Annotated in this window: 15 protein-coding genes; 9 read left to right on the top strand and 6 right to left on the bottom strand. The window is 43.1% G+C overall.

Annotation, left to right across the window (positions count from 1 at the left end):
• The first annotated feature begins 25 nt into the window (after positions 1-25).
• The 6 genes from DBR43_RS04815 to DBR43_RS04790 all read left to right on the top strand — a co-directional run bounded on the left by DBR43_RS04815 (position 26) and on the right by DBR43_RS04790 (position 11,302).
• Positions 26-1,678, top strand: a complete 1,653-nt coding sequence (locus DBR43_RS04815) for a RagB/SusD family nutrient uptake outer membrane protein (RefSeq protein WP_124578423.1) — start codon at positions 26-28, stop codon at positions 1,676-1,678.
• Positions 1,668-4,253 carry a glycerophosphoryl diester phosphodiesterase gene (locus tag DBR43_RS04810; RefSeq protein ID WP_124578421.1) on the top strand — a complete coding sequence of 862 codons (2,586 nt, stop codon included), beginning with the start codon at positions 1,668-1,670 and terminating at the stop codon, positions 4,251-4,253. Before DBR43_RS04815 ends, DBR43_RS04810 begins: the two co-directional genes overlap by 11 nt.
• Positions 4,250-7,720 (top strand): hypothetical protein, encoded by a 3,471-nt coding sequence (locus DBR43_RS04805; protein WP_199756954.1) that lies wholly within the window; start codon positions 4,250-4,252, stop codon positions 7,718-7,720. The genes DBR43_RS04810 and DBR43_RS04805 overlap by 4 nt, the downstream gene beginning before the upstream one ends.
• 65 nt (positions 7,721-7,785) lie before the next feature.
• Complete coding sequence (locus tag DBR43_RS04800; protein ID WP_124578419.1) at positions 7,786-8,688, top strand: DUF4886 domain-containing protein; 903 nt, start codon at positions 7,786-7,788, stop codon at positions 8,686-8,688.
• Positions 8,689-8,698: 10 nt separating this feature from the next.
• Positions 8,699-10,387 (top strand): sodium:solute symporter family protein, encoded by a 1,689-nt coding sequence (locus DBR43_RS04795; RefSeq protein WP_124578417.1) that lies wholly within the window; start codon positions 8,699-8,701, stop codon positions 10,385-10,387.
• Between the two features lie 183 nt (positions 10,388-10,570).
• The gene (locus DBR43_RS04790; RefSeq protein ID WP_124578415.1) at positions 10,571-11,302 is read left to right on the top strand and encodes an SMI1/KNR4 family protein; all 732 of its coding nucleotides are present in this window, start codon (positions 10,571-10,573) and stop codon (positions 11,300-11,302) included.
• On the opposite strand, the gene DBR43_RS04785 is transcribed toward DBR43_RS04790, so the two are convergent.
• The 4 genes from DBR43_RS04785 to DBR43_RS04770 all read right to left on the bottom strand — a co-directional run bounded on the left by DBR43_RS04785 (position 11,275) and on the right by DBR43_RS04770 (position 13,996).
• Positions 11,275-11,850, bottom strand: coding sequence for a hypothetical protein (locus tag DBR43_RS04785; RefSeq protein WP_124578413.1), 576 nt, complete (start codon positions 11,848-11,850; stop codon positions 11,275-11,277). The two genes, DBR43_RS04790 and DBR43_RS04785, sit on opposite strands and share 28 nt — an antisense overlap.
• Positions 11,851-11,917: 67 nt before the next feature.
• Entirely contained in the window at positions 11,918-12,574 is a 657-nt protein-coding gene (locus DBR43_RS04780) for a hypothetical protein (RefSeq protein WP_124578411.1), read from the bottom strand.
• Positions 12,575-12,687: 113 nt separating this feature from the next.
• On the bottom strand, positions 12,688-13,482 hold the full coding sequence (locus DBR43_RS04775) for a phosphatase PAP2 family protein (RefSeq protein ID WP_124578409.1): 795 nt from the start codon (positions 13,480-13,482) through the stop codon (positions 12,688-12,690).
• Between the two features lie 199 nt (positions 13,483-13,681).
• Positions 13,682-13,996 carry a DUF6660 family protein gene (locus tag DBR43_RS04770; RefSeq protein WP_124578407.1) on the bottom strand — a complete coding sequence of 105 codons (315 nt, stop codon included), beginning with the start codon at positions 13,994-13,996 and terminating at the stop codon, positions 13,682-13,684.
• 131 nt (positions 13,997-14,127) lie between these two features.
• Between DBR43_RS04770 and DBR43_RS04765 the strand changes: the two genes are divergently transcribed.
• From DBR43_RS04765 to DBR43_RS04755, 3 genes are all read left to right on the top strand, one after another.
• Complete coding sequence (locus DBR43_RS04765) at positions 14,128-14,961, top strand: alpha/beta fold hydrolase (protein ID WP_158622427.1); 834 nt, start codon at positions 14,128-14,130, stop codon at positions 14,959-14,961.
• 95 nt (positions 14,962-15,056) lie between these two features.
• Complete coding sequence (locus DBR43_RS04760) at positions 15,057-16,622, top strand: MFS transporter (protein ID WP_233602865.1); 1,566 nt, start codon at positions 15,057-15,059, stop codon at positions 16,620-16,622.
• Between the two features lie 161 nt (positions 16,623-16,783).
• The gene (locus DBR43_RS04755) at positions 16,784-17,404 is read left to right on the top strand and encodes a hypothetical protein (RefSeq protein ID WP_124578403.1); all 621 of its coding nucleotides are present in this window, start codon (positions 16,784-16,786) and stop codon (positions 17,402-17,404) included.
• A 38-nt stretch (positions 17,405-17,442) separates the two neighbouring features.
• Here the strand turns inward: DBR43_RS04755 and DBR43_RS04750 are convergent, their stop codons facing one another.
• Positions 17,443-17,934 (bottom strand): hypothetical protein, encoded by a 492-nt coding sequence (locus DBR43_RS04750; RefSeq protein WP_124578401.1) that lies wholly within the window; start codon positions 17,932-17,934, stop codon positions 17,443-17,445.
• Positions 17,935-18,039: 105 nt separating this feature from the next.
• On the bottom strand, positions 18,040-18,708 hold the full coding sequence (locus DBR43_RS04745; RefSeq protein WP_124578400.1) for a phosphatase PAP2 family protein: 669 nt from the start codon (positions 18,706-18,708) through the stop codon (positions 18,040-18,042).
• Positions 18,709-18,965: the final 257 nt, after the last annotated feature.

Raw genomic sequence — 18,965 nt, 5'->3', positions numbered from 1 at the left:
AATCATCAAAGAAAATAATAGAGATATGAAACCATCATCAGCATACCATTTACAAAAAGTAACGACCATGCTGATGATCACTTCATCACCATTAAAAAGCAATTATATACAGATGAAAACAAAAATATTAGTACTGCTGATGAGTATCATGATGCTTTCCTGCTCCAAACTGCTGAACAAGGATCCTGATTTTGTAACGCCGGATACTTATTATAACACGGAAGAAGACCTGAGAAATGGCCTGAACGGGGTGTATAACAGGTTAATTGATCCTAACGGAAGGATGTATGGACGTGGATTGTACAGCTATTTTGTAGTGAGCGATGAAGCGTTTTTTAAAGGCATTTCCATCAACAACATCCGCGTAATGGTGATGGATGCAAGCCATCTGGATATCGGAAGGCTTTGGGAAGTTTTATACGAAGGAGTAAACCGCGCAAATTTACTATTGGAACAGGTAGATGACGTGAACATGGACCCGAAACAAAGGGATGCGATTAAAGGGGAAACCTTGTTTTTAAGGGGCTATTATTATTACCTCCTCGCGGATCTTTTTGGCCCTGTTCCCTTAAAACTGAGTTCCACCAAATCGCCCAACGATCCATACCTTCCCCGTGCCCCATTGGCGGAAGTATATGCTTCAGTTGTGAATGACATGCAGCAGGCAGAAAAGCTGGTGAATGATATCGATTACTTCTCCTATAATGAGCGCATCTCCAAAACAGGTGTACAGGCGATCCTGGCAAGGGTGTTTTTGAAAATGGCAGGAGCACCTTTAAATGAGCCGAGCCGTTATAAAGATGCGCTGGAATATGCAGACAAAGTGATCGCATCGAATAAACATGCGCTTAATCTGAACTATAAACAGATTTTCATCAACCATACCCAGGACATCAACGAGAAGAAAGAATGCATCTGGGAAATCGGAATGTATGGCAATAAAGTAGGAACGGTAGACCTTGCAGGATCTATGGGCGTAGAAAACGGGATTGAGTGTCCAAGCGAAGCCATAGGCTATTCGGGAGGTGCGATGAAGATCACGGCCAAACTGTATCAGCTTTTTGGTACGGCAGATACGGCAAGGAGAAACTGGAGCATCGCACCGTACCGCTTTGTAGCCTCCGGAGGGAATACGGTAAAGTCTAATTTTACCGCAACGCAGATCTACGACCGCAATCCCGGTAAATGGAGAAGAGAGTACGAAACCGGATCCAAAGCGCGCAGCTTTACCTCTACTAATTTCCCGGTGATCCGTTATTCGGATGTCCTGCTGATGAAAGCAGAAGCGGAAAACGAAGTCAATGGTGGCCCTACACAGGCTGCTTATGATGCGATCAATAATGTGAGAAGAAGGGCTTTTAACAAGCCTTTGGGTACGGCCAATGCGATTTGTGATATCCCGGCAGGTCAAAGCAAAACACAGTTTTTAGCGACCATTCAGGACGAACGTTTGAGAGAATTGTGTTTTGAAGGAATTCGTAAGCATGACCTGATCAGATGGGGCATCTATGTGAAAACAATGAACGATTTAGGGACAAGCATCACCGCTACAGCGCCCTCAACTTATAAATATGCTGCAAATGCCGGTAAAAATACGACGGAAAGAGATCTGTTCTTTCCAATCCCTACTACCGAATTAACTGTAAACAAGCTGATCAAACAAAACAATGGCTGGTAGATTAAGATGGCTGATATGCCTTTTCCCGTTTTCCGTTTTTGCACAGTCCAAAGGGCCTTCGCTTGCTAATGGCCAGTTGCATTTAGAATGGCTGAATTCTGCAAAAGGGTATCACCTGAATAAAATATCGGTCCTGAATAAAGGATCATGGATGGATTTGTCGGCAAAAACCTCAGGGCAGTTTTCTGTCCTGTATGCTGCGGACACGCTGTCGCTGAAGGAGGTAAAACCTGTAACAAAGGGGGCTGATTTTCCGGAATCTATTTACCGTTACATCATTCCGATCTGGAAGCAGGCGATTTCTCCTGTTCAGATGAATCAGGCCGGAAAAGCAATCGACTTTTATCCTGACAGGAAAAAGGAAATCAAAGGGCAACTGGTTTTTCAGAAAGAACATGAGCTGTTTTCGCTCAGCTCTTTATGGGCCTTTGACGCGCAACATCCGAACGACCTGAAAGTGACCGTGAAATTGAAGGCCAAAAAGGCTGGTTATTATTCCATTGCTTCGCCGGAGCTGGCTCTTTTTGATAAAAGTAATTTTAAATGGGCTACTGTTCCGGGAGTTTTCCAGGGGAATCAGTTGAATACCAGTTTTATCAATGCCTATGCCTACGGGCAGGGGATCCCTGATGTGCCGGTTATGGTGAGAGAGCGTACGGCTTCAACATTATCGCCCCTGGTGCAAAACAGCCAAAACATCACCATGGCGGTAATTCCGGAACCTGGGACCGGAAGGGATCCCTGGGCATTTGATCGCAAAACTCAGGGAAACTGGAATATTGGCTTATCGGTATTGAACAGAAAGGGCAATATGATGCCAACAGTCTATCACCCTGTGTTGGGACAGGCAAATTCTTACCTCGCGAAAAACGATTCGCTTAGCTTTTCTTTTCGGTACACCATCCAGGCGGAGGACTGGTTTGCGGTGATGAAACATGCCGCAAATGATGTCTATCGGTTTAAAGAGGTGCTTGTCCTGAAGAAAACAGCTTCGTCTTTGACGAACCGCGTCCTGAGAATGGCCAACTATGTAGTGGACGACAGCCTTTCCATGTGGCAGTTGTCGCCCTACAAGAATCTGGAAATCGGTGCTCAGAAATATCTGGGTGGGGTGTATGGCTCCGAAAAAGATGCGGTTAAAAATTCAGACTATGGGGCGATGTGGATGCTGGCGAAATTGACAGGCAATGAGAAACTGATCAGGAGCCGCCTTCCTTATGCCCGGAACTTTAAACTGGCACAACAGAATTCCGATAAAGGTTTTTTCTATGGTGCTTCGGAAGGGCAATACTTTTTACAAAACAGCGGGAAATTTACGGAAGAGTGGGGACCTTATACAGAGCCTATCGGAAGTACCTATTACCTGATGATGGACATAGGAAACATGTTGTTGTTTAATCCGGAGGACGCAAGTTTGCGTGCGGAACTAAAGCTGGCGGCAGAGAAATTATTGTCCTGGATGAAACCTGATGGAAGCTGGGAAGTTGCCTACGACAATAAGACCCATGAAGCGATGTTTAAGGATGTTTTAGACCTGAGGCCTACCTTTTATGGCTTGTTCATCGCCTACAAATTATTAGGAGATAAAAAATACCTGGAAGCCGCACAAAAAGGAGCGGATTGGTATATCGAACAGGCCATCAGTAAAGGATCATTTATCGGTGTTTGCGGGGATACCAGGTTTGCGCCCGACTTTGCAACTGCACAGAGCGTGCAGGCTTTGCTGGATCTTTACGAGGTGGTTAAAGCACCCAAATATCAAAATGCGGCAATTGCTGCAGCTAAAATTTATACCGCATCTGTTTATACCCATCCCATTCCTTCCCTGGCTCAAAAAGAGGTGAATGGAGTTAAGAGGGCCGACTGGGAAATCAGTCAGGCGGGATTGAGTTTTGAGCATGGAGGGATCCTTGGATCTGCAAATCACCATGGGCCGATTCTGTTGGCGAGTCATGCGGGAATGTTTCTGCGGATGTTTTCCATTACCAAAGATTCCTTATTCCTAACGATGTCCAGAGCTGCAGCATGGGGCAGAGATGCTTTTGTGGATCAAAAAACAGGAGTGGCTTCTTATTATTGGGATGCAATGGATAAGGGAGCCGGGCCATTTCCGCATCATGCCTGGTGGCAGATTGGCTGGATCATGGATTATTTACTGTCAGAGGTAAACCTTCGCTCGCAGGGGCAGATCTCTTTTCCGCGGGGATTCATTACCCCTAAAGTAGGTCCGCATCAGACTTATGGTTTCGCTCCGGGTAAAGTATACGGGACAACCGCTTCCTTAATTTTAAGGGAAGGCCTGGTTAAGGCCGAAAGTCCTTATATAGAATATGTAACGGCCCTTAATGCAGATCAACGCAAGTGTTTTGTGGTCCTGATGAACAACAGTGAGCAGCCCCTGAAGACACAGGTATTGTTGAATCCGGGGAAAATTCCGGGCTTTTCCGGGGCCTTGTCAAAAGAACCTGCCCTAATGGATGCAACCGGCAAACGAACGGTATTGAGCAGCAATTCCAATTCCCTGAATATTGAATTAGCCCCTTTTGGCTTAAAAGTAATAGAAGTATGTTATTGAAAAAGATCATAAAGAAGACAAACAACCTGGGCTACGGCTATTATTTGGGATATGTGGTATTTTCCTGTTGTGTTTTTACCTCGGGTAAAGTATATGGACAGGCACAAAGTACTTATTTTATAGAAGCAGAGGATTTCCAGTTTCCGGCAGGTTGGGTCTTTAGTAAGGAAGCAGGGACAAATGTTTCCGGCAAAGGGGCCTTATTTGCAGGATCATCTAAGGATCCGGTTCCTGATGCAATGACCGTGATCTCTGTTAAAACGAAAGGCAGCTTTTTTGTATGGACGAGGTCCAGGGATTATGCGGAGAATAAACCGGGAACGAGGAAATACATTTTATCGGTAAATGAGCAGGATATGAGCCGGGAGTCGGGGACACATCTTGGAGAAGGATATGCATGGGAAAAGGTAGGTCGCATTGATCTTGATGCTGGTGAAAATGTATTGCAACTGAAAAATACGAGCAGGAATTTTGTGCGTTGTGATGCCATATTGCTCAGCACCGACGAGGCTTTTAACCCGGGTAAGGAAGGTGTGGCACTCACTGCCTATGCAATAAAACCAACCCGGGTAAAGGAAACTCCGGCAGTGTTGACGATCAACGAAGCAGCCTCTTTTACAAAAAAGGAAAAGCTCCTGGGTACACTTTCCAATGATCAGCTCAGGTTGAGTTTTGAAAAGGTGCTGAACGATAAAACGGGAAAAGCTCAGATTGTGGCAACGACAGCCATCTTTCAGGATAAACGATGGGCGACATTGAAAGCAGGGATAGAAGAAAACCGGATTTTCCTGTTGAGTGCTAAAAAATCTCAAATAGAATTTGGGGCCTATTTTGCTTCCTGGAAGAATTCTGTCAGCTTAACGGAGTTTGTGGTGAAAGGTAAAACCTATAAGCCTATGGACCAGAACGGGGCGAAGAATCCTTTTCTGTCGGGAGAAATTTCGGCTTGTCATCCTTCAGCGGTGAAACAGGTTTCCCCTGAAGAGCTTTGGGTAACATACCTGACCGATCAGGGTCAGGAGGTTAAAGGAATCTGGAAACTTAAACCCGGTGCATCGCATTATGAGCTGAGTTTAAGCTATTCGGCCAAAGAACCCGGTTTTTACAGCTTTGTGGTTTCGGCCTTCCAGGATGTTGCTGAGCAGGAGGTAACCCAGGTACAGCTTCCCCCGATGTTTAATTATAAACGTTTACCAACAGACCCGATCCTGATTCCGGGAGCCATGACTCCCCAGCCCCTGGCGATCGTGGAGCTTGGCCGGAGTAACAGGCCACTGAGCTTTTTTGTAACGGGTTCTTTAACTGATTTTCCGTTAGACTGGGGCAAGGACAATACCTCCCGCTTTGGTTTCTCCCTTAAAAATGCGTTTAATAAGGTTCAGCCTGTTGCATTTGCCCCTGTTCTGGGCCTGGAAGATTCGAAACTAAAAGCAGGTCAGTCTTTAAAAAGAACATTCAATCTCGGAGCCCTACCTGAAAACTGGAACGGGGCATTGGAGTACATCTCGAATGCTATTTATCAGGTAAAGGACTACCGTGCTCAGGACTCCAGCTCTTTAACCAATGCGGCGTTTAACATGATCGATCTGATCAGGAATGATAATGCTTCGGGATGGAACGCACAGTTGAAAGGCTTTTACGATATAGAAGCAGACCCGAAGATCGCACCCACAGTTGCACAGTCGGCCCCACTGGCGGTGATCTCTGCAGCGGTAATGGGCCGGGATGAAGAACTTTATTTAAGCCGGGCTTTGCCTACCATAGAGTATACGTTATCTAGAAGTGCGTTCAGATGGGCTAAGGCGGTTGGTGCGCCATACAACCTCAAAGAGGCTTCACTGGTATTGGATCCTTATAAAAACGTACAGTTCAATACGGCCTATTTTGATGCGTTAAACCAGTTGCTGGATCAGAAGAACCCATGGCTGGTTCAGGTAGGGATGCCGGATCAGCAGCCCAGAAAATTATCTGGCTATAGTGTAAACCTTCCGGCATGGACGCAGGAATTGGCGGCCTACCGGCTTACCAGGGATAAACAATGGCTCGATAAAGCAGTTTTACATGCGAAAGAATTTGTACAAAAAGAAGTTTACGGGCAAAAGACACAGTTGTTAACGGCACAGCCATTTTACAATACTTCATTTTATCCCTATTGGTGGGACCTGATGGATTTGTATGAAATCAATAAAGACAAAACCTTTTTAGATGCCGCTAAATATGCCTCATTTTTTACCATCGCGGGGATCCGTTCCTATCCGCTTGTTCAAAATCAAAAGCAACGGATTCATGAGGGAGGGCGCTATGAGGGCAATACGAATTTGTGGTGGAAAGACGGAGAGAAATTCCGTTTAGGATTTCCACGCGTAGATGGGGATGTCACAGAAAAGGAAGTTCCTCAATCGCTGGTCTCTCCGGTAGGATTGGGCCTGGAACAACCTGTCACCTTTTTCCTTCCCAATAAAAATGTACGCCATATCTTCATGTCGACCTGGGCGCCACATTTACTGCGCTTGTCTGCGGAAAGCAACAAGGATATTTTTGAAATCTATGCGAGGAATTCCATCATTGGCCGTTTCTCCAACTATCCGGGGTATTATGCTACAGGATATACCGACCTGACCTACCAGAAAGATTACCCTTATAAAGGGCCGGATATCAATTCTATTTATTACCACCACATTTCGCCGCACCTGGCTTTTACCCTTGATTTTCTGGTTACAGAGGCAATTCAGCGGTCTAAGGGGAACATCAGTTTCCCATGGGGGAAACAGGAAGGCTTTGTCTGGTTTAACAACCGCGTTTATGGGGCTGGTAAAGGAACTATTTTTGACGATAGCCGTGTAAAACTCTGGCTAAAGAAAGGCCTGGTTACGATCGATAATCCTGCGATTAATTATCTTACAGGGATTTCTGATGATCGTTTTTGGCTGGTCCTGTTAAATGAAGCCCAGCAGGAGCAGGAGTTTGAAATCGGACTGGATCCGGATCAACTCGCGCTTAAAAGTACCGGGGTTAAATTTTACAAGGGGACAGCTGCTAAGCCAGAAAGCACGGTGCTTTCCGGAAAGAAAATGAAATCTGTTATTGCAGGTAAAGGGCTAACCGCCTATTCCTTTCCGCTTCAACAGCCTGGGGCAGAGAAGGTATTGCTGCCGGTTAAAAACGGGATGCAGGAAGTTAATATTGGGGCACCATGGGGCAAGCTCCATGCGTTTAGGATCCGCTCGCCTTTTGGCTGGGATTCTATCTATGCCTACCTGAGTACGCCGGCGCTGACAGGAGCAGAGGCGGAGATGGAGTTGAATGAAGATGCGGCTACTGTTGTGAAGCGTGTGGGCTATCCTTTTGAATGGTCTTTCCCCCGGATAGACCCTGCTAAACCTGCTTCTATTAGCTTAAAGCTGAAAACTAAAGGAAGTACAGAGGTTCAGCAGGTAGAGGTGGTATTTGATATTGATAAGAAATAACGCCGGAAGAGGAAGGGCTGAACAGTCATGAAAAATATTGAGAATTAAAACCAGAATATATAAAGATGAAATACTTAAAAAAAACCTTATTGCTCTCTTTGCTGTTGATCAGCCATGTTTCATTCGGACAGGTCGCCGAAAAAGCCTTGAGGTTGTTTATTATCGGCAACAGTTTTTCGCAAAATGCAACGGCCTATTTGCCTAAACTGGTAAAGGAAAATAACCAGCAACTGGTGATTGGCCGTGCTGAACTTGGCGGTCACTCTTTACAGCAGCACTGGGAATATGTGGAAGCTGCGGAAGCCAATCCTGAAGACCCTAAAGGTAAGCCCTACAATGGAAAATCATTGCGGATGCTGTTATCAGCAGGTACCTGGGATGTGGTAACGATGCAGCAGTTTTCTTATTTGTCGGCAGATGTGGACAGTTACAGCCCTTATGCCCAAAAGCTTTACGATTACATTAAATCATTGCAGCCAAATGCAAAGGTTCTTTTGCATCAGGGATGGGCATACCGCTCGGACGCAAAGAAATTTGGTCGTGTTGCTCCTGAACAGCCCGCTAAAACACAGGGCGAAATGTGGCAGAAATCAAGGGCTGCCTATCATGCAATAGCAAAGCAGTTGAAAGTGGGTCTGATCCCTGTGGGAGATGCTTTTAATACAGTCGCTACGGGTAGTGAATACCGCTTTACGAAAGATATGAATTTTGATTATGATCATCCGGTTTCTCCAAATCTTCCGGTTCAGACCAATTCCTTAAATATGGGCTATTACTGGAAAGACAATGCCCTGGTATTTGATCCCAATCATGCCAATGAAGCAGGGAGATATCTGGGTTCTTTAATCTGGTATGCGCTTTTATTTAAGGAGTCGCCTGAAAAAATACAATACGTACCCAAGGAAGTTCCTGCAGGATTTGCTGCATATTTAAGAAGTGTTGCGGCAAAAACAGTTAAGGATTTATAAATAGAAAAATATGAACTCAGTAATAGACACCACAGTTATCGTTGTATTTTCAGTATTCATTATGATTATAGGTTTACTGTTTTCACGTACAGGGCGGAACCTTAAGTCTTTTTTTGCAGGTGGTGAGGCGGTGCCCTGGTTTATCGGAGGTTTGTCGCTGTTTATGAGTTTTTTCTCTGCAGGTACTTTTGTGGCCTGGGGATCAATTGCCTATAAATACGGCTGGGTAGCAGTTACCATTCAATGGACGATGTGTATAGGAGGATTGGTAACCGGATTGTACATTGCCCCTAAATGGAAAGCAACAGGGAGCCTGACCGCTGCGGAATTTATTAAGGACAGGCTGGGAGAAAACGTTCAAAAGAGTTTCATCTATATTTTTATGCTGGTGTCGCTGTTCATTAAAGGTTCAGTGCTTTATTCTGTCTCTAAACTGGTCGGCTCCTCGCTGGAGTTTCCGCTGATCCCGGTGACCCTCGTGCTGGGGATCTTTATGATTGCTTATACTGCTGTGGGTGGTTTATGGGCCGTAATGGTGACGGATATTTTACAGTTTGCGATTTTAACAACCGCAGTGCTGCTCATTATTCCATTGGCATTTACAGAAGCAGGAGGGATCCATTCCTTTGTATCCAGGGTTCCTGATAACTTTTTTAATGTCGTTAATGGCGAGTATACCTGGGGTTTTATCGGTGCTTTTGCACTTTACCATATCTTTTATATCGGTGGAAACTGGACCTTTGTACAAAGGTACACGAGTGTGGATACCCCGAAATCAGCTTCTAAAGTGGCCTTCCTTTTTGCGGGATTGTATATTGTAAGTCCGGTTTTGTGGATGCTTCCGCCAATGATTTATCAAACGATTAATCCAGGCTTAACGGGACTGGAAACAGAAAATGCCTATTTAATGGTTTGTAAGCAGGTGCTTCCGGCAGGCCTGATGGGCTTGATCCTGACAGGGATGTATTTTTCTACCTCAGCTTCTGCAAATACTGCTTTAAATGTAGTTTCTGCAGTGTTTACCAATGATGTCTACAAAGGCACGATTAACCCCGGGGCATCCGATGAAAAGCTGATGAAAGTAGCACGTGCATCCTCCTGGTGTTTTGGTTTCGGGATGATTTTGATTGCGCTGATTGTGCCCTATATCGGGGGGATTGTGGAGTTTACGCTGAGCGTAGGCGCGATTACTGGCGGGCCTTTGCTTGCGCCGCCGATCTGGGCTTTGTTTTCAAAACGGATCACGGGTAAAGCGACCATTTGGATTACCATGATCAGCTTGGCGGTGAACCTGGTCTTTAAGATCATACTGCCACTTATCACAGATGATAAACTGAGCCGTGCAAATGAAATGTTGCTGGGGGTATTGCTTCCTTTTCTATTGTTACTGGCCTATGAACTGTACGCTGGTTCAAAAGGCTTAACGAGTTCAGAATACCTGCAATTACAGGTGCGTAAAGCTTCGCGAAATGCGAAGGTGATCGTTGTTGATGAAAAAGAAGCCGCTGAAATCAAAAGACAAAATAAGTTTGGTTTACAGGTCATTTCCTTTTCACTGGGTTTTATTGCGCTGATGTTATATGTGCTTTGTGCCTTTACGGCTAAAGGGACAGGGATGGTGGCCGGAATAGCGACGATCATATTGCTGAGTGCCTGGATTCCGCTGAATGCCTCGAGGAAAACTCAGGTAGAGGGATAATAAATGTCTGTAGTGTCTGTTGTTTTAAAAACAGATATTACAGACATTTACTTTTAAAGAACACAGCATGGAATCCAAAATAGTATCTACCTGGCAAGGCGATCAAAACAGACCGGACGCTTATGGATCGGAAGGTATAGCCGAAAGTCTATGTGCTTAGATTAAGAAAGAAAAAGAGGATTAATGACAACATTACAGCAGATAAAACGACTTTATTCTTTATCCGAAGATCATAATTATGGTTTCTCAGACGACGAAATCGCCAGGCTTGAAACGAGGTTAAATGTGCAGCTTCCGGAAAAACTAAAAGACTATTACCTTACTTTAGGAAAGAACGGACAGATTAATTATGTACACAACAGGCTTCTGAAACCAGATCAGGAAATCGATTTTTCTGAGGATCGCTATCTGGTTTTTTATGAAGAAAATCAGACTGTAGCCTATTGGGGGATTAAAGAAGAGGATTTAAAACTCCCTGATCCTCCGGTTTGGGGAAATTATGGTACAGATGAAAATCCGGATTGGGTGATGGAAGCGAAGACAACAGGCATCTTTTTCCTGCTGATGGCGGCATATAACGGAACGATGGGCGGATTGAAACACCATGCAAATTCCTTTACTGAAATTGATGAAAGCGTTGTCAGCTATATCAAACAAAACTGGGCGGAAGTACCGGAAATAAGCTGGGAAAAGCAACGTGTCTATACAGATGACTTTTACGAAATCATCAGTCTCTGCTTTGATGAACAGCAAAATTGTACCGCCGCCTTTATAGGAACTGCCGACCGGGAGCGCTTTGGTGAAATCTTAGAGCGCCTGGATATAGATTGGTCTTATACCTCTGATGAGGACGAAGATGACGAAGAATACGATGATGAAGAGCAGGATCAGAAGGATTCAGGTGCTTCGTCGTAAATCGAAATGTTTACCGGTATTTTGGCGGTACGCCTGATGTTTCCGGGCATTTCAAATTCTACAGTGATGCTTCCTTTCAGTTTTTCAAACTGCTTGTTCAGCTTGACTTCGATTCCCAGGTTCTGGAACAGGATTTTATCATATTCTACTAAGTTCATTTCCTGGAGATAGGTAGCCTGTCCGTTGTCTGCAAACTGAAGCTTTTCATTCTTCTCATTGAGCAATTCGTAGTCCTTAACGGTATAAGAGGTGAAATCTGAAATGTCGTCTGTCTTGTTGTGAACTGTACCATTGTTTTTTTTGTATTCTTCCAGTTGAGGTTTAGAGAGTGGATACCTGGTCGTAATATAGAATTCGTTGGTAAGCGCTTTTTTGGATTCGGTGTAACTGCTGATGCTGGCGCCTGCATATTTGGTAATATCATTCAGGAATGCTGCGGTTTCCTGTTCGGTGTATTTGTAATCGGTTCTACCCGGATTTTGACAGGAAATGATCAGTGGGAATAATAATAGGATCAGGTAATGTTTAATAATTTGTGCTGATTTCATTTTCAATAGTACTGTATTTATCATATAAAAATAGCGCCGCTGAGCATTTGCTCAACGGCACTGGAAATTATTTCGAATAGTTATAGCTATACTCTCTAACGGTCAGTGTATCTCTCAAACCCAGTGTTGAGATCCCTTTAACATCAAATTCGTTCAGGGCGGATTCTGCCAGCCAGCTTTCAGTTCTTGGTGTATTGTCGAATTTTCTTAAATGATAGATGTCTACTGCACTAAGTTTAATCTCATTCTGATCACCATAAGCTACAAACTGTTTATTGTAGGCTGTTTTTCCATTAGTACCTGCTTTACCGAGTCCTTTGAACTTAAAAAACGGTGCTGCTATCAGATTGAGGTCATTTGTCGGGATGGACAGTGTATCTGCCATCGTAAATAAAAACTGATCCTCATTCTTCTTAATGGCATAGGCATAGCTGGCCATTTTTAAGGTGTTTTGATCGATGAAAATAAGCGGGCCTTTTTCATAGAGTTTATGAACAATGGAGTTCATTCCGGAAGCTGCAATGGCTTTGGCGACAATTGCAGGGTCGGTAATTTGTCCATCTTTTGTATAAACCCTTATTTCATTCTTGAAGGTCAGGCTCTTCATTATTAAATGCTTCGGCTGTGGTTTCTTTTTCTCCTCCGGGGGATTGTCTTTTTTACAGGCCGCAATTCCTGTAGCAATCACCACTGCAAGTGATAATAGTTTAAATGATTTTTTCATTATTATGATTTTATTTGTGTGTAACGTAAATGAAACCATTTATCTTGAGATTGAAAGGAAAATGTGTCAGATAATTACGATTTATATTAATTTCTTTACAATTGGCTTTCTTGTTAAAAGACTTTTATCATCCCTGCACCAAAAGTGCCACGGTTATAGGAGGGCATAATGAGGGTATTATTTTTGGATTTCTTAAAAAACATCCTTTTGATTTTGGGATATAACCAATAGGAAGCCTGAGTAGACAAGACACCAAGACCAGCTCCTGCAATGACATCGCTGAGCCAGTGTTTGTTGTTGTACATCCTTAAATAGCCCACAGCAAAAGCGGCAGAATATCCGGAAACCGTATACCAGACAGAGACATCACCATATTCTTGCCGGAGAAATTCTGCCGAAGCAAAAGCTTCTGCGGCATGACCTGAAGGAAAAGCATTGGAGGTACCGTCGGGACGGGTTACATTCGTTATTCTTTTAAGACTTTGAGTCGTGGAATTGAGAATGATGTTGGAGAGCAGGTAAACTCCGCTTTGATCGAGCAGGCTGTTTTTCCCTTTAATGCCCAGGCCGTTTAAAGCAAAGACTGCTGCTCCGGGAGCAAACTGCAGGTAGTCATCCACTCTGAATTTGCGGTGAGGATGTTCGCTGTAGAATTCCCGTTTGGCTTTTTCATCAAGGTTGGTCAGGGCATTGTTGTTCAGCTTGACAAAGCCATAGGCCAGTGCTACTGTTGGGATGATCGTTGCAGATAAGGGAATGGTATTTTTAAAACCTTGTCCTGGTAATTGTTTATGTTGAGCTAAGGTGTCTGTTTTTGTCGAAAGAAGAGGAGATGCATCCTGACCAAATATTGTGGTCGTCCAGATGATCAGCAACACCGTTGCTGAGTATGAGAAGTAATTTTTCATTAGTGTATATTGTTTTTTAAACGTTATGAAGTGATCATGATCTTCACACCATTCATTTCATAGTATGATCTGTAAGATTATGACAGTTTCATTTGTCTGTTAGTTAATGTTAAGCAATGGAATAGCTGCTCAAAACCGATGGTAAGAGGTCATCATTCAGCCTTTGCGGTGAAAAAAGAACGGGGTTTTGAGTTTCGGTCTAGCTGAACTTAGGCGGTTGCCAGATGGAAAAATTTGCATGGGTAATGTCGCCGGGGTAGGCAGCTGAATTGGGGGTGCATTGCTTAAAGGGGACACTTAAAGTGATGACTTCCTCTTTCAGGATGGCCATAATATTGCAGCAGGAACAAATGCAAAAAGGAGGACAACCGTCTTTTAAAGGATCGTTCTGATCATGGGTGTCAGATTTGCTGATCACCGATTTTGAAGATAATTTGCTCAACTGCTCATCCTCACATGGCATGAAAGTCAGGCCAATGATCATTAAGGACAATATGCAGGCTAATAGCTTCACAGGTAGTTTTGGCTAAATATAGAAACACAGTTTCATAGATCTGTCAATCTCATGAAAGTTTATTCTATTATAGAAAACGCTTAATTAATTCTTATAACTTTATCACATAAGGTGTTGTCGAAGCTATGACCATGGAGCAAATTAAAACGGAAAAGGGATATTTTATTACCGCAAATATCTTTGAGGCGAAAGGAAGCCGGACAATCCTGCTGATCTCCTCCGCCACAGGCGTAAAGCAATCTTATTACAAACGATTTTCGGAATACGTTGCTGCCAGCGGAATAACGGTAATTACGTTCGACTATTCAGGAATTGGACATTCTTTAACAGGAGCCATTAAGGAAAATAACAACCAGGCATCGGATTGGGGAAGGATAGACCTGGAGGCGATGCTTCAATATGTAAAAGAACATTATCCGGAATCAAGAATCAACATTATCGGGCATAGTATTGGCGGACAGCTTATTGGTCTTTCAAAATCTGCTGTTGATGCCAGCAAAATTATTCTTGTCGCCGCTCAAACGGGCTACTGGAAATTCTGGACCGGTTTCAGAAGGTACAGGATGTGGGCCAACTGGAATATTCTTTTTCCTGCACTGGTCTATACTTTTGGCTATATGCCTTCGAAGAAACTAATGGGTATGGAGAACCTGCCAAAACATGTGGCCAGACAATGGTGCAAATGGTGTATGGATCCGGAGTACCTTTTTGGAAGTATCCCGGAAGCCGATTTGTATTTTAAAAATATAACTGCGCCATTAACCTCCATCAGTATAGCCGATGATACCTTTGCGCCTATACAAAATGTGGACTGGTTAACGGAGCAATATAGCGGGGCAGAAGTTAAAAGGATCCACCTGATACCTGTTGACTTTGGGATGGAGAGAATAGGGCATTTCGGGATCTTTCAGGAGCCATCAAGAGCTAGGATTTGGGAGGTTTTGTTAAGAGAGATTGAAAGATAACAGCACATCGCTATTTTTTTTCATAAGGTAAAATTACCTCTTTATCATTGAAATGTACTGACGTTTTGGTTATATTCAGTTTATTTTTGCTTCATATGATGAATGTAAAAATGAAAAATCAAAACTACCTGAGTAATAACAACATTGCTCTGATTGCTATTTGTATGGCTACACTAATGTTTTCGTTAGAAATTTCCAGTGTCCCGGTCATACTCCCTACCCTTGAGAAGGTATTAGGGGCAAATCTTAAAGACATGCAATGGATCATGAATATTTATACGATTGGTTGTACAACAGTGTTAATGGCGGCAGGGACGCTGGCTGATAAGTATGGCCGTAAGCGAATACTCCTGATTACCCTGATTTTGTTTGGTATTGCTTCTTTGGTTTGTGGCTTTGCACAAAGTACATCTGTATTGATTGTAAGCCGTTTTTTTCAGGGAATAAGTGGGGGTGCTATGTTGATTTGTCAGATATCAGCGCTTTCGCACCAATTTCAGGAAGGAAAAGAGCGCAGTCGGGCTTTTGGTATCTGGGGCATCATCCTCGGACTAGGTCTGGGTTTCGGGCCGATTATAGGTAGCGGAATTGTCGGTTTACTATCCTGGAAATGGGTGTTCCTGATACACACGCCAATCGCCGTTCTTGCTTCAGTTCTTGTTTATGGCAATGTGGTCGAATCCAAAGATCCCGACGCAAAAAGGCTAGATATTTTAGGAATGGTTACTTTATCCCTATCCGTTTTTGGCTTAACCTATTTTATCACTCAGGGAGGTGATATTGGTTTTACCAGCCCCATTGCAATCGGTATCCTCATTGCTACCGCGATAAGCTTTATCATTTTTGTATGGGCTGAAAAAAACAATGAGCACCCAATGTTCGATTTTTCGGTATTTAAGATTCGTAATTTTTCTGGGGCCATTTTTGGTTCTATCGGCATGAATTTTAGCTTTTGGCCATTCATCATTTACCTGCCTATTTATTTTCAGGGCTGTTTGGGTTACGATGTAATCACTGTGGGGCTTTCTTTGCTGGCCTATACACTTCCTACCTTGGTTATACCTCCTTTAGCCGAGCGTCTTTCTGCTCGGTATCGCCCTGGTATTGTTATTCCTTTCGGGCTGTTTACGATTGGCCTGGGATTTATTGTGATGAGGTATGGAAGTCTTGCTGATCAGCCCAGCTGGCTCACGATGCTCCCAGGTTCTCTGTTGGCTGGTATTGGATTGGGCTTAACTAATACACCTGTAACCAACACCACGACGGGTTCTGTTTCCAGTAATCGGGCGGGAATGGCTTCTGGAATAGATATGAGTGCGAGGTTAATTACATTGGCCGTTAATATTGCGCTTATGGGATTTATTCTGGTAGAAGGAATTTTGTCTCATTTGAAAACTGCATTTGCGCAGGAGTCTCTCCATAGATTGCCATTGCGCTCTCTGGCCGAAAAAATAGCCTCCGGAAGCTTTGATATACTTAAACGCGATTTTCCAAAATTGTCTGTTTTAGATCCCTCCGGAACTGTGGTACATGCAGCACTTGTGCAAGGCTTTGACTGGATCTTGTTATATGGCGGTATTGGTGTTTGGATCTTATCTCTGTTAAGCTTTGTCACCTTTGGCAGGAAGAGGGTACAGGAAATCAGTATAAATTCTCAGTAGCGTCAGGATCTTATTTGACTGCTTTGGCCTGTAAATTATCGATACTGGCCAAAGCACAATAAATCGAATAATAACAGGCAATCTAATGGGTACGCAAATAGGTTACGCAACAGTGCTGTACGTTTGAAAAATAAACAAACGATTAAAACATAACTGTAGGTATGCAAAACATTGACAAAGCGGATCAGGAAGATCAGATATTTAACAATTTGACCGGAAGTACCATCGATTGGTGGAAAGGATTAAATCACAATTGGAAAAAGAATCTTTTAGCAAATCTGGATTTTAGCAAGAAGTTTGGTAAGGACTATTGCAGGATATTCGACACCATACGTAGCCCAGGAATATATTCTGCCTATTGCGCTACATTTAATAAAAGAATAAGACAAAGGTTAGATGAATTTATAGTTACCGAAGAAGTCGTAAATGAGATTCTAAATTTAAGATGTCTTGTCCTGGGATGTAGTGGATTGAAGGAGGCTTATCCTTTAAGTCGATTTCAGAACCTTCGTGTCCTTTGTATTACAGAATATTTTGATGTTGAACTATTTGTACAGGCTCCGAAGATGGAACGGCTGAAGGTTTTGTACTTAGGGCATTCTGTGCACAAATTCAAAGGGATTTCAAATTGGAATTCGGTAGAGAATATTTGTTATAGTATTGATTTTCAGAGTATTGGTTCGGAGGAGCTGAGTCTGTGCAAAAATTTCAAATTGGTCAGTGCTTGGGGACTTACAAAACTTTATGCGCCATTAGACGCTTTTTTTTTTAATGTCGACTGAGTGATGGAATTGAATATCTATTCCGGGGGCATTTTATTCTATTCATAAGTATCTACCCAGGTCAGGCCTTCATTAAATTTTGGAACCATAGCCCGGACTTCAGCCGGGGTCTTACCGCCGGTCATAATGAACTTCCAGGTTGTACCCTGGTCAGCACTAATGGCTAGGAAATGCGATCTGTTCACAAGCGTTCCTTCCGGGCCTTTAGTCCTCCTGATCCATTCTATTGTACAATGTAGCTCTTTGCCGGCTTTATAGATTTTTGATACCTTCCCAAGCGTTTGCTTACCCGGGCTAAAGCCAATTGGCTTTGCTTGTCTTTCATTGGTTTGGATTTGTTGAATAAAGGTCGCTTTACCTCCTCTGCGTTTTAGTTCTGATGGATAAAAATAGCTCACATAAGTATCGTAGTCTTTCTGCTCATCTGCCTGGAGCATGGCCGATGCCGACTTCTTTACATTTACAGCATGCTGGCTAAAACCATAGCTGAAAGATACAAGAAGCGAAAATAATAAAAGGAGCTTTTTCATTGCGTTAATTTTTCCGCTAAATTAGGAAATAATAAACTTTCTACCGACGGGAGAACCATACTATTAACAGCGATCGTTTATAAACAACCATACACTTGCTGTGATCTATCCGTACCAGGTATTTACAAGTAGTGTGATGACTGATAAAACCAGAATAATTATTTTGACAAAAGACGCTTTTGATGAATCCAGCCTGTTTATCCAGTTGTTTATTTGTTCTGACCAAAGCAGGATAACCGTTAATGAGATCGTGATCCCGATCAGGTTACCAGCCAATACATCGGCCAGAAAATGAACCCCCAGGTATATTCTCGAATAGGATACCAGAAGCATGAACATGCTGAGGATAAAGACCGTAGGTTTAGATCTGTAAAATGGTACTGCCAACGCGGTTATAATCGTCGCTATACATATGCTGTGGCCAGATGGAAAGCTATGCCTGTAGAGCAGATAATGGTTAACTGTATGGATGATTTCGGGATTCCGGACCACTAATAGCGGACGATTCCAGCAGGAAAACAGAAAGGTCTTTAAAGAATAGGTGACTATACCGGAAACAAGCGCAGCAATAATCATGGTAATGATAACCCCTGGTTTTTTCCATAATAAAATGAAGGTAAAAAGAGGAATCAGAAAGGCTCCATCGCCAAAGCGCGTAACCTGAAGCATAAAATTGTCCAGGACCTCCGGATGGTACTGATTTAAAAAGAGAAAACTGCCAATATAGCCCAGATGAATAAGCAATAGGGAGGCGCTGAACCAAAAAGGGATCATTAGTAGAATAAAAAAACTTACTCTTGGCCAAAGGTTAAAAATGCGTTGCTTGATCACAATTGGGTTTATTATCTCCTGATTAACATATCATTCGCATAATACGAACACAATATGTAGGAAATCTGTATTTACTGATAAAATCATATTGCGCTGTCATTTCATTATTAGCCTGTTGGCTTTTTTTAGCTCTAATGTTTTTAGCATCGCTTTTATATTCAGCATGAAGAACATAATTTTAAAGGAAGAATATACCTATC

Source organism: Pedobacter sp. KBW06, from assembly GCF_003852525.1.
Classification (GTDB): domain Bacteria; phylum Bacteroidota; class Bacteroidia; order Sphingobacteriales; family Sphingobacteriaceae; genus Pedobacter.
This window is presented reverse-complemented; position numbering and strand designations above follow the sequence as displayed.